Origin of the sequence: Riemerella columbina DSM 16469, assembly GCF_000374405.1 — a bacterium.
GTDB classification, from domain to species: Bacteria; Bacteroidota; Bacteroidia; order Flavobacteriales; family Weeksellaceae; genus Riemerella; species Riemerella columbina.
The window spans coordinates 36,177-47,533 of sequence record NZ_KB894224.1; the positions used below are offsets into that span (position 1 = coordinate 36,177).

Annotated in this window: 12 protein-coding genes and 1 tRNA gene; 11 read left to right on the forward strand and 2 right to left on the reverse strand. The window is 34.4% G+C overall.

Annotated features, from left to right (window positions below):
- Positions 1-4: 4 nt before the first annotated feature.
- From C237_RS0103850 to nusG, 8 genes are all read left to right on the forward strand, one after another.
- Positions 5-415 carry a DUF2752 domain-containing protein gene (locus C237_RS0103850; protein WP_018675179.1) on the forward strand — a complete coding sequence of 137 codons (411 nt, stop codon included), beginning with the start codon at positions 5-7 and terminating at the stop codon, positions 413-415.
- 55 nt (positions 416-470) lie between these two features.
- Entirely contained in the window at positions 471-2,099 is a 1,629-nt protein-coding gene (locus tag C237_RS0103855; RefSeq protein ID WP_018675180.1) for an acyl-CoA carboxylase subunit beta, read from the forward strand.
- 40 nt (positions 2,100-2,139) lie between these two features.
- Positions 2,140-2,766 carry a hypothetical protein gene (locus C237_RS0103860; RefSeq protein ID WP_018675181.1) on the forward strand — a complete coding sequence of 209 codons (627 nt, stop codon included), beginning with the start codon at positions 2,140-2,142 and terminating at the stop codon, positions 2,764-2,766.
- A 120-nt stretch (positions 2,767-2,886) separates the two neighbouring features.
- Positions 2,887-6,024 carry a UvrD-helicase domain-containing protein gene (locus C237_RS0103865; RefSeq protein ID WP_018675182.1) on the forward strand — a complete coding sequence of 1,046 codons (3,138 nt, stop codon included), beginning with the start codon at positions 2,887-2,889 and terminating at the stop codon, positions 6,022-6,024.
- 229 nt (positions 6,025-6,253) lie between these two features.
- On the forward strand, positions 6,254-7,441 hold the full coding sequence (tuf, locus tag C237_RS0103870; protein ID WP_018675183.1) for an elongation factor Tu: 1,188 nt from the start codon (positions 6,254-6,256) through the stop codon (positions 7,439-7,441).
- A gap of 63 nt (positions 7,442-7,504) precedes the next feature.
- Positions 7,505-7,575 (forward strand) — tRNA-Trp (locus C237_RS0103875).
- A 13-nt stretch (positions 7,576-7,588) separates the two neighbouring features.
- Positions 7,589-7,792, forward strand: a complete 204-nt coding sequence (gene secE / locus C237_RS0103880; RefSeq protein ID WP_018675184.1) for a preprotein translocase subunit SecE — start codon at positions 7,589-7,591, stop codon at positions 7,790-7,792.
- Between the two features lie 22 nt (positions 7,793-7,814).
- A complete protein-coding gene (gene nusG / locus C237_RS0103885; protein WP_018675185.1) occupies positions 7,815-8,357 on the forward strand; it encodes a transcription termination/antitermination protein NusG in 543 nt (180 codons plus the stop codon).
- Positions 8,358-8,411: 54 nt separating this feature from the next.
- On the opposite strand, the gene C237_RS13885 is transcribed toward nusG, so the two are convergent.
- The gene (locus C237_RS13885; RefSeq protein WP_018675186.1) at positions 8,412-8,813 is read right to left on the reverse strand and encodes a hypothetical protein; all 402 of its coding nucleotides are present in this window, start codon (positions 8,811-8,813) and stop codon (positions 8,412-8,414) included.
- 106 nt (positions 8,814-8,919) lie between these two features.
- Between C237_RS13885 and C237_RS0103895 the strand changes: the two genes are divergently transcribed.
- Genes C237_RS0103895 through C237_RS12865 form a run of 3 tightly spaced genes read left to right on the forward strand, consistent with a single transcriptional unit; the run spans position 8,920 to position 11,163 of the window.
- Entirely contained in the window at positions 8,920-9,111 is a 192-nt protein-coding gene (locus C237_RS0103895) for a hypothetical protein (protein WP_156809712.1), read from the forward strand.
- A 30-nt stretch (positions 9,112-9,141) separates the two neighbouring features.
- Positions 9,142-10,782, forward strand: coding sequence for a hypothetical protein (locus C237_RS0103900; RefSeq protein WP_018675188.1), 1,641 nt, complete (start codon positions 9,142-9,144; stop codon positions 10,780-10,782).
- A gap of 15 nt (positions 10,783-10,797) precedes the next feature.
- On the forward strand, positions 10,798-11,163 hold the full coding sequence (locus tag C237_RS12865) for a hypothetical protein (protein WP_245539697.1): 366 nt from the start codon (positions 10,798-10,800) through the stop codon (positions 11,161-11,163).
- Here the strand turns inward: C237_RS12865 and C237_RS14190 are convergent.
- On the reverse strand, positions 11,122-11,357 hold a 236-nt coding region (locus C237_RS14190), incomplete at its 5' end, for a transposase (protein WP_185095099.1). The genes C237_RS12865 and C237_RS14190 overlap by 42 nt on opposite strands.

An 11,357-nucleotide genomic window follows, 5' to 3' on the forward strand; every position in this document is an offset into this window, starting at 1 on the left:
CCAAGTGAAAAATTATAAATATAAAAAAACACTTTGGGTTTTAGACATAAGTATTGCACTTGCAATAGTGTTATGGCTCTACCGAGTATACAATCCCGCTGTTGAGACTTTTTTCCCTGCGTGTCCTAGTTATACTTGGTTTAAAATCTATTGTCCATTCTGTGGCGGTCAGCGGGCATTGCATCAATTGTTAAATTTCAATTTTATAGCGGCATTGCTGTATAATCCTTTGTTTATTATATCCTTACCGTTTGTATTCATTTGGCTCTACAATCTTTTATTTCAAAAAAATATAGGGCAGTCTATTACTAAATACCGTTATTTTTTAGAAATTATTTTATTGGTCTTGTTGGTATTTACGGTGTTAAGAAATTTGAATTGCGAAGCCGTTTTATTTTTAAGACCATTGCCGTAAAACATTTTTTATTTTAGTAAAAAATAGTATCTTTAGGCACTTAAAACAGCGAACTATGGATTTACAGTTTAATAAAAACGAAGATATTAATAAACTCAAACTATCGGAAATCAATCAAATTCTAGGTAAGATTAAAGAAGGCGGCGGAAAGAAGAGGCTAGAAAAAATCAGAAGTCAGGGAAAGATGACGGCGCGCGAGCGTATCGACTATCTTTTAGATGATAATAAAGACAGTATTGAAATTGGCGCATTTGCAGGATATGAAATGTATGAGGAACATGGCGGTTGTCCAGCAGGCGGTGTGGTGATAAAAATGGGCTATGTATCGGGCAGACAATGTTTAGTGGTTGCCAATGATGCTTCAGTAAAAGCAGGGGCATGGTTTCCTATTACGGGAAAAAAGAATTTAAGAGCCCAAGAAATAGCGATGGAAAATAAACTGCCCATTATCTACTTAGTGGATTCTGCGGGGGTGTATTTACCAATGCAAGACGAAATTTTCCCAGATAAAGAGCACTTTGGGCGTATTTTCCGAAACAATGCTAAGATGAGTGCGATGGGCATTATCCAAATTTCTGCGGTAATGGGTAGCTGTGTAGCAGGAGGTGCTTATTTACCTATTATGAGTGATGAAGCGATGATTGTAGATAAAACAGGCTCTATCTTTTTAGCAGGGAGTTATCTTGTAAAAGCGGCGATTGGGGAAAGTATTGATAATGAAACTTTAGGTGGCGCTACTACCCATTGTTCTATTTCTGGTGTTACGGATTATAAAGCGAAAGACGATAAAGATGCCCTCGACCGTATTAAAAATATTATGAAATCTATTGGCGATTATGATAAAGCAGGCTTTGATAGAATAGAAAGTGCCCCACCAAAAGAGAATCCAGAACATATCTTTGGTATTATTCCAGCCTCTCGTACGGAGCAATACGATACACACGAAATCATTAAATGCTTAGTCGATAATTCTGAATATGAGGAATACAAAGCCGACTATGGTAAATCTATTATCTGTGCCACGGCGAGGATAGATGGCTGGAGTGTAGGGATTGTAGCCAACCAAAGAAAATTAGTAAAAAGTGGCAAAGGCGAGATGCAATTCGGGGGGGTAATTTACTCGGATTCTGCGGATAAAGCCACACGATTTATTGCTAATTGCAACCAAAGAAAAATTCCATTGGTGTTTTTACAAGATGTAACGGGCTTTATGGTAGGTTCTAAATCAGAGCATGGCGGGATTATTAAAGATGGGGCTAAAATGGTTAATGCGGTATCAAATTCAGTAGTGCCTAAGTTTACGATTATTACAGGAAATTCTTATGGGGCAGGAAATTATGCCATGTGTGGAAAGGCTTACGACCCAAGATTAATAGTAGCATGGCCTTGGGCAGATTTGGCCGTTATGGGAGGCGCTCAGGCAGCAAAAGTATTGGTTCAAATTCAAGAAAGTACTCTTAAAAAACAAGGTAAAGAAATTACCGAAGAAGAGCATCAAAAAATATTAAATGACACTTCTAAAAAATATAAAAAACAAACCGAAGCAACTTATGCTGCTGCAAGAATATGGACAGATGCCATCATCAATCCGCTAGAGACCAGAACATGGATTTCTATGGGAATAGAGGCGGCGAACCATGCACCAATTACAGAGCGTTTCAATATGGGCGTGCTTCAAGTGTAAAAATTTTTGTAAATTTGTAGTTTAATCAAAAACTAAAACAATGAAAAAGTGGACACTATTATCGACTTTATTTTGTGCTTTATTATTTAATGCACAATGTACAATTAATGGAAAAAGCACGCTAAATATTGGTGAAACAGCTAATTACTCTGTGGATACAGAACTAGCACAATGTACAGATTGTCACCTATGGACTTATGCGGGTAATGGGATTAACCTAGAAGGGGACACAAGAAAAAATACAGTTACGGTTAGAGGGACTAATGGCGGTCGTGCTGTGGTATCAGTAACTTACCTATCTTCTATGGGTATTTCTCAATGTAGCAAGAACATTGATGTATTAGCATCTGGGGGGTATGCCGATAACAATGCAGGAAATACAAATCCTAGTCAAGTGAATTGTGATGTGCAGGTGGCTAATTTTAAAGAGGTAAAAGTAGACGATGGCGTGGTGAGTTTCTTTCCACAGGGTGATAATGGTAATTTTAATTATGAATGGACAGCCCTCTATGTGGATGGCAGTACCAAAACTTCTAAAGATAAAGTACCACAATTTACTTTTACACCAAATGTAGGAATATTAAAAATCAGTGCAAAAATTACCTCGAATATTTGCTATAAAACATTAAGCAAAACTTATGATGTAAATTATTGGAAGTCTTTTTAATAGTTTAATTTTTTCATTAGTATATTAGTCCTCAATAGAATATCTGTTGAGGATTTTTTTATTGAATGAGTTTAGATTTTAGAGAGATATTGTTTAAATTGCACTATTATTTTTTATCCTATGAAATATTCTTATAATGCCATCAGTGCCTCGGCAGGGTCGGGGAAAACCTATACCTTAGCTATGCGGGTACTTGCCATTTGTCTTAAAACGCCTAACTATAAGGAAATCCAACATATATTAGCATTGACTTTTACCAACAAAGCCGCTAATGAAATGAAAGAGCGTATTCTCTCTTGGCTTGAAAGTTTTACCAAAGACGACTATCAAAATAATGGTGAATTAAAATCCATTCAGAAGTTTTTAGCGAGTCAAGGTACGCGTTTGAGTTTAGAGGATTTACATCATAGGGCAAAAAAGGTGTTGGATTATATTTTACATCATTATTCTGTACTCAATATCAGTACGATAGATAAATTTAATTCTAAGCTGGTTCGTAGTTTTTCCTATGAATTGGGTTTAGCGCAAAATTTTAATCTAGAAATCAATAACGAACCTTATTTGATAGAAGCAGTAGAGCAATTGCTAGATAAAATTGGGGAAGACCAAAAAGTGTCGGATGCGTTTATGGATTTTGTGACTTATAACTTGGAACAGGAGGAACGCATCAATGTGAATGAAACGCTATACAGTAGAGCTAAAACTTTTGTAAATGATGTCCACTACGAAGAACTCAAAAAAAATGAAAACTTCGACTGGGCAGCGTATGAGCAGTTGAAAACTCAATTAAGAAAAGAAATCGAGCAATATAAAACGGAAAGTAAAGCCTTAGTCGCACAAACTTTAGAATTAATAAAGACTCAAGGCTTAGAGATTAAAGATTTTCAAGGAGGTGGACAGTCTGGACTGGGCAAATTTTTTAATGATGTATTGATGTATTATCAAGGCTTAAGAGATGGTTTCCCCATCCCTGCTGATGAAGAAAAAGCTTTAGAACGCTACCAAAAAGGGACCGCGTCCAAAGATGGTGCTATCATTGCAGCCGTAGAGGAAATTTTACCCCAATTATTGGACGCCCGACAGCAACTAATCACTTATTATATAGAGTCTGAGAAAAGAGATAAAGTGCTAAAGGAACTATTGCCTTTAAAAATCAATAAAGAAATTAGCGAACAATTGGCATTGATTGAAGCAGAAGATGATTTGGTATTGCTCTCTAAGTTTAATATTTTAATTAAAGAAAATCTAAGGACAGAGCCATCGGCTTTTATATATGAAAAAATAGGAACTAAATTTCATCACTATTTTTTTGATGAATTTCAAGATACTTCCAAATTGCAATGGGAAAATATTTTACCGCTAAGAGACCATGCGATTTATTCGGAAAATCACAGTTTTACTCTGGTGGGCGACCCTAAGCAAAGCATCTATCGTTTCCGTGGGGGCGATAGTGAACAGATGCTGGATATTATCAATAAAACAGAGCCACTTGGAGTAGAAATTAATATAGAAAATTTGGAGTACAATTGGCGAAGTGCAAAGAATATTGTGGATTTTAATAATCAGTTGTATGCTTTTATGGCGAAGGATTTATCGCCAGAGCATCATACGCTTTTTGCTGAACATGGAAGACAAACGCCTCAAAAGACGAATTTATTAGGTCGGGTTAAAGTAAACTTAATTGAATACGACCGTTCTAACTCAGTTTATTTTGATAGTGTAGCAGAGCAGATGCTGATGAATATTAAAGAATGTCTAGCAAATGGCTTTAACTTTTCGGATATCTGTATTTTGTGTCGTACCAAATCTGAGATTCAAGAATTATCGTTGAGGTTGGGGAAAGAACAATTAGAATATAAAGGCGAGATGGTTTTCCTTAAAACCCTTTCTGAAAAGGGATTGACATTAGATTTATCCAAAACCCTTTTAGCGGTGATGGATTATTTACGCTGGGAAAACGACCGCGATAACCGACAATATTTGGTGAGACTATTGTACCATTTGAATGATTTGGGACGCATTACAATTCAGAATTTTACGGAAGAAACCCTTTCGATTTTAGAGCATTCTTCGGATTCCGAAGTTTTAAAAATTTTAGACACGCAATTTGGAATACCATTTAGTGCCGAGCATGTGCTCAATTTTAACTTATATAATAGGATAGAACATTTGGTGAAGGTTTGTTCCGTAGAGGATAAGGAAACCGATTATCTTTTAAATTTCTTAGAAGAAGTTTATGCCTTTACTCAAAATGGGGGACGAAACATTAAGGATTTCATCACTTATTGGGATGAGGAAATTCGTTACCACTCGATACAAACTTCTGAAAATATTGATGCCGTTAAAATGATGACCATACACTCAGCGAAAGGGCTGGAATACCCCGTTGTATTCTTGCCGATGAAAAACTCGCATAAAGATGGCATGTTCCAAGAATGGTTTTCGGTAGATTATGAGGACTTGAAGTCGGTGAATCTGAGCCAATTTAAAAAAGAATTGATTCCTTATGATGAAACCTTGCAGCAATTTTCAGAGGAAAATATCTATCGAAATAAAATCGACCGTTTCTGTGTGCAATATGTGGCGACTACTAGACCCGTAGAGCAATTGTTTCTTTACCTTCAAAAACCTAGTAAGCCAGAACATAATAAACTAGAACTTTTAGATTTTGTACAACAATGTTCATCAGAAGACCATTTTGATATATATCCAGAAGTAGAAGGCTCATATAAAAAGCAATTGACCGAAAATCATACTTCAGAAGATTTACAAAAGGAACATATCGCTGCCTTTGGCGATAGAACTCCACATAAAGAGGCTATAAAAATTGCAACCCCTTCAAAACATTATCAAAATAAGAATGAAAAAGTGAAGCAGGGGATTTTTATTCACGAAATACTGTCTCAAATTTTAACGAAAGATGATATTAAAAAAGTGCTTAACACCTATTTAATCGAAGGACAAATCAGTAGAGCGGATTACGAGCAAATAAAGCATCAGATAAAAGCGGTGGTAGAACATCCTCAATATGCACCATACTTTGAAGAAGTGGATGAGGTAATTAATGAAAGGGATGTTTTGTATAATGGAGCGTTCTATCGTCCAGATAGAATTGTAAGAAAAGGCGAGGGGTATTATATTATAGATTTTAAAACTGGTGGCGAAGTCAAAAAGAACGAAACTCAGATAGGACATTATAAAACGATTTTAGAATCTATGGGTAAAACAGTTTTGGCAACAGAGATTATTTATCTTTAGTTTAGAATATGGTTTTATAGCTGATGGTATGGGATGGTATTTTTGATTTATGGAAATAAATTTGTATCTTTGTAGTCCTCTTTCATATCGTGAATATAAAAGTGCTAATTAGCAAAAAATCACTATCAAAATGATAAATTTTGATAAAAATATTTTTGTTATAAAAAAAATCACTATATTTGCAGACCGAAAAAGGTTAAATATATTAGTAAATTAAATAATTAAAATCATGGCAAAGGAAACGTTTAATCGTAACAAACCGCATTTGAACATTGGTACCATTGGTCACGTTGACCACGGTAAAACTACTTTGACTGCCGCTATTTCTAAAGTATTGTCAGACAAAGGTCTTGCACAAGTAAAAGATTTCTCTTCTATTGACTCTGCTCCAGAGGAAAAAGAAAGAGGTATTACTATCAACACTGCTCACATTGAGTATGAAACTGAAAACAGACACTACGCTCACGTAGACTGTCCTGGTCACGCTGACTATGTAAAGAACATGGTAACTGGTGCTGCGCAGATGGATGGTGCTATCTTAGTAGTAGCTGCTACTGATGGTCCTATGCCTCAAACAAGAGAGCATATCTTATTATGTCGTCAGGTAAATGTACCTAGAATTGTTGTTTTCATGAACAAAGTAGATATGGTAGATGACCCAGAATTATTAGAACTTGTAGAATTAGAGGTTAGAGATCTTCTTTCTACTTATGAATACGATGGTGATAACTCTCCAGTAATTCAAGGTTCTGCTTTAGGTGCACTTAATGGTGAAGCTAAATGGGTAGAAACTGTTGATGCTTTAATGGATGCAGTAGATACTTGGATTGAGCAACCAGTAAGAGATCAGGATAAGCCATTCTTGATGCCAATTGAAGATGTATTCTCTATTACAGGTAGAGGTACTGTAGCAACTGGTAGAATTGAATCAGGTGTAATCAACAGTGGTGAGCCAGTAGATATCGTAGGTATGGGAGATGAAAAATTAACATCTACTGTAACTGGGGTTGAAATGTTTAGAAAAATCTTAGATAGAGGTGAAGCTGGAGATAATGTAGGATTACTTCTTAGAGGTATTGAAAAGACTGATATCAAGAGAGGTATGGTTATCGCTAAGCAAGGTTCTGTAACTCCACACAAAAAATTCAAAGCAGAGGTTTATATCCTTTCTAAAGAAGAAGGTGGTCGTCACACACCGTTCCATAACAAATACCGTCCTCAGTTCTATGTAAGAACAACTGACGTTACAGGTGAGATCTTCTTACCAGAAGGTGTAGAAATGGTAATGCCAGGTGATAACTTAACTATTACTGTAGAATTACTTCAACCAATTGCTCTTAACGTAGGTCTTAGATTTGCGATCAGAGAAGGTGGTAGAACTGTAGGTGCTGGTCAGGTTACTGAAATCTTAGACTAAGATCTATAAATTATAACTTAAAGCTTCCGTATGGATTCTATTCTTCGGGAGCTTTAATTAACTACGGGCATCGTCCAATGGTAGGATACCGGTCTCCAAAACCGTTGATCTGGGTTCGAATCCTAGTGCCCGTGCAAATTTAATCAAATGAGTTTAGTAAGTTTTTTAAAAGATTCTTATATTGAGTTTAAAGATAAAGTAGAGTGGCCTAAATGGCCAAGTTTACAGTCTTCTACTGCGATTGTAGCTATTTCTACGCTTATACTATCCATATTTACATTTGGTGTAGATACTTTTTTCAGTAGATTAATCAATAATACTTTTAGTATACTTATCAACTTGTTTAATTAATACAATAAAAATAATTCTCCCAATGAGTGATCTTAAATGGTATGTGCTGAAAGCGATTAGTGGTCAAGAAAATAAAGTAAAGACCTATATAGAGAATGAAATCCAAAGACTGAATATGGGGGATTTTGTTTCTCAAATCGTGATTCCTATGGAAAAAATAATCCAGATGAGGAATGGTAAGCGCGTTCAAAAAGAGAAACCTTATTACCCAGGCTATCTCATGGTAGAAGCTAACTTAACAGGTGAGGTGCCTCATGTTATCAAAAATATTCCAGGAGTTATTTCATTCTTAAGCCTTACAAAAGGTGGTGATCCTGTGCCAATGAGAAAATCTGAGGTCAATCGTATGCTAGGAAGAATGGATGAATTATCCGAATTTGCATCCGATATCGAAATTCCATTTACTGTTGGTGAGAGTGTAAAAGTTATTGATGGTCCTTTCAATGGATTTAATGGGACGATTGAAAAGATTAATGAAGATAAAAAGAAATTAGAAGTAATGGTATTGATCTTCGGAAGAAAATCACCGTTAGAATTAAGTTATATGCAAGTAGAAAAAGTTTAATTTTACTTCAATATTTTATAATAAAAGAGATTGCAAAAGCAGTCTCTTTTTTCTTTAATGATATTTTTGTTTTTCTATATACTCTTTGAGGCTGTCAATTTCTTGTCTTAACAGTCTATTCTCCTCCAGAATCGCGACTTGTTTACGTAAAAGGTTAATTTCGGTATTGTTACTTGGTGCTTCTGATGATGAAAACTTTTGTGTAAAGTCGTTTTCATCTTGTTTAAACATTTTGCCTTTTCCAGTTTTAATCCAAACTTTATTTATATTTTTATCAATATTTGATAGGTTGTTAATAAATTTATCAGACAATGGAACTCTTCCATTTAAAATCTGTGAAAATGAAGATTTTTTGTATCCCATTATTTCTGCTATTTCTTTTTCGCTATCACCATAATCAGAAAAAATGAGCCATTTAATCATTTTCTTAACTCTCCATAACTCTTCTGTTTGCATACTAAATAAAATAATATTAAAAAAGTTTATATTTTATTTGTTTTTAATATAAACTTGGTTTATATTTGTGCCGTATAAAGGAACTAGAACGACAATTCCCAAAAGTATGAAAAAAAGAAACAACTACAATATAATAGTAGTTAAAAAAACAGCCGAAATATTTGGGTTTTCAGATAGATATATAAGAGCATGTCTTAAAGGCGATCGAAAAGGTATAATGGCTGACCAGATTATTAAACAGTATAAAGTATTTGTTTTAGAAATAGATAAATTAGTAGAAAATATAAAAAATCAATAAATTATTGAATATTATAAAAAAGTAAACATTATGAAGAAAAATTTATTAACATTATGTATTGCAGTTGCAACCGTATTTCCAGTTACAACATTAGCACAACAGGAGGTTGATAATTTGACTGTTAAAAAAGGGAATGAATTATCTAGGGAGTATTTGCGACCATCTATAAGCACACTTTATTTTACAGATGGAAGCAATGAAGCCAATCAAATTGTAAAATATTTACAATATATGGGTTCTGAGCAATTTGATGTAAATTCCTTAAAACAAACATTTGCCGAGGCTAATGCTTCAAATAGAGAGCAAGTGGATGAAATATTAAGAAATTGGAAAGTAGGAAATCAAATAATGCAAAATTGGTTTCCAGAATTTATAAATGAACAAGAAGGCTATTCCTTAAAAGTGTTAGAAAATCGTGGAAAATATGCGGCTACAGATGCTGATGTTCTAAGAGACGAAGCTAGCTATAGAAATTCAACTCTCAATAATTTAGGGGAAAAGTTAATTGATCGATCTTATATACAGGTGTACTATATTTATAGAGGCAAAACCAGTTTAGGAGATATTGTTCTAAGTGAAATGACAAAAAATAATAGGGTAGGGGTGAAAACCTATATATATAAATTAGATTTCAATGATGGAGTAAGAACTGATTTTTATGAGAATTATTTTAATAAACCTAATGGAATAGAAATGGCAGCGTTCCCATTAACCTTTGTATTGGAGCATGAAAAAAAAATTTCTATTTCTAAAGATGATGGTGGGAATGAAAATTATGCAACTACTGCAGGAAAAATCTTTAGTAAGATGGAGTATGAATTATCTAACAAAGTTAATGATTTCAAAGTTCGAACAGCGGTAATGCAAACTTCCCCTATTAGAGTTAAAATAGGTCGAAAAGAAGGAGTAAAGACTGATGATCGTTATGATGTAATGGAGTTAGTACTGAATCGAGAAGGTCATGAAGTGGCTCGGCGCAAGGCGGTAGTAAGAGTAGGAAATTATATAGCGGATAATCGCTCAGTAGCAACAGGTAGTACTACTGATATGACTAAGTTTTATAAATTTTTAGGAGGAAGTGTAAAAGAGGGGATGACGCTTGTAAAAAAAGGAGAATTAGGATTTAGTGTTTCTCCTTATGCGTCTCTATCGGGTATTGGAATGATGTTAGATTATAGAACAAAATTAATTCCAAGTTTTTTTGTTTATTTAAAAGGAGATTTACCAGTTGGAGAAGATAGTAAAGGGAAAAAAGGGATCAACTACATTTACTCTAAATTTACCTTTGATGGAAATGAAATAAAAGGAAGTGAGAAAGATGCTCATACACTTTTTAGAGCGGGATTTGGAGTAATGAAAGAATTTTATTTTGCTCGTAACTTAGTTGTGGGGGCAGGCGTAGGAGCAGGTCGTTTATTTGCAACTGAATCTGAGAATAATCAAAAGCTTGATTTTAAAGTGTTATATGGTGAAGCTATTGGACGTTTCGGTATACAGTTCTCTCCAAACTTCCAATTATTTGCACAAGCAGACTATAACTATTATTTTGGGGAAGGGATAGAGTACGGTATCAGCGGTTATGGTAAAACCGTTACACTCTATGATGGTGAATATTTTAATAAACAGCTAAGCCAGTTAGGTATAGGAGTAGGAGCTAAAATATCATTCTAAAAAAGTAAATGTATAATGAAAAAAATGACAATTATATCAGGATTGGTAATGCTTTCAATGGCATTCCAATCTTGCTCTACAAGCCAGGTTTCGTATGAATATGAAATGGTATGTATGGGGGTAGGTTCTCAGGGATCTAATTTAGTGAAAGTTTATTCCTATGCTTCTACTATGAATGAGGCAATTAAACAAGTGAAACGAGATGCCGTCCATGGAATTTTATTTAAAGGAATTTTAGGAGGTAACGGGTGTTCGTCTCAGCCTCCTATTGTAAGTTCATTAGAATTAGAAAATAATAGAAAATTTTTTGATAATTTTTTTGAATATCCGTTTTTATACCTAATTTCCTGTTATAGCAGCTATAATCACCCTATCGAATAATCGTTCTCCAAAATATCGCCTATTTAGCTTGTATACAAATTCATTTAAGTATAATTGAAGATATTTGCCTTTGATTTTGTGGTAATTACCTAATAAATTTCGTTTCGCATTACTTATAAATATATGAACCCATCGCAATGTCTCCTTTGTGGTTTCTTTGCTTGATTTTTCAGTCACATATATTTCAACATAAT

Bases quoted from the DNA above. Each gene is read 5' to 3' on its own strand.
- tuf (WP_018675183.1), top strand. From the start codon at position 6,254: ATGGCAAAGGAAACGTTTAATCGTAACAAACCGCATTTGAACATTGGT.
- secE (WP_018675184.1), top strand. From the start codon at position 7,589: ATGAGTTTAGTAAGTTTTTTAAAAGATTCTTATATTGAGTTTAAAGAT.
- C237_RS13885 (WP_018675186.1), bottom strand. From the start codon at position 8,813: ATGCAAACAGAAGAGTTATGGAGAGTTAAGAAAATGATTAAATGGCTC.
- C237_RS0103860 (WP_018675181.1), top strand. From the start codon at position 2,140: ATGAAAAAGTGGACACTATTATCGACTTTATTTTGTGCTTTATTATTT.
- C237_RS12865 (WP_245539697.1), top strand. From the start codon at position 10,798: ATGAAAAAAATGACAATTATATCAGGATTGGTAATGCTTTCAATGGCA.
- C237_RS0103895 (WP_156809712.1), top strand. From the start codon at position 8,920: ATGAAAAAAAGAAACAACTACAATATAATAGTAGTTAAAAAAACAGCC.
- C237_RS0103865 (WP_018675182.1), top strand. From the start codon at position 2,887: ATGAAATATTCTTATAATGCCATCAGTGCCTCGGCAGGGTCGGGGAAA.
- nusG (WP_018675185.1), top strand. From the start codon at position 7,815: ATGAGTGATCTTAAATGGTATGTGCTGAAAGCGATTAGTGGTCAAGAA.
- C237_RS0103900 (WP_018675188.1), top strand. From the start codon at position 9,142: ATGAAGAAAAATTTATTAACATTATGTATTGCAGTTGCAACCGTATTT.
- C237_RS0103855 (WP_018675180.1), top strand. From the start codon at position 471: ATGGATTTACAGTTTAATAAAAACGAAGATATTAATAAACTCAAACTA.